1 protein-coding gene is annotated in these 213 nt (G+C 54.5%); it reads right to left on the bottom strand.

Features of this window, described 5'->3' with window-relative positions:
* Nucleotides 1-213 (bottom strand): IS30 family transposase (locus Q0859_RS21485; protein WP_299155220.1); only part of this gene is annotated, 213 nt, incomplete at both ends.

A 213-nucleotide genomic window follows, 5' to 3' on the forward strand; every position in this document is an offset into this window, starting at 1 on the left:
GCCTGATATGTCAGTGCCTTTGGGGAAGTATTGGCGAAGCAGCCGGTTGGTGTTCTCGTTGCTACCGCGTTGCCACGGTGATTGCGGATCACAAAAGAAGACGTCGATCTTTGTGGCCATTGTGAACTTCGCATGTCCTGCCATCTCAGATCCTCGGTCCCAGGTCAGCGACCGATACAGCTCTTTGGGCAGTTTGCGTGCCTGCTTGATCAG

It is taken from the genome of uncultured Tateyamaria sp., from assembly GCF_947497045.1.
In the GTDB taxonomy this organism is placed as follows: Bacteria; Pseudomonadota; Alphaproteobacteria; order Rhodobacterales; family Rhodobacteraceae; genus Tateyamaria.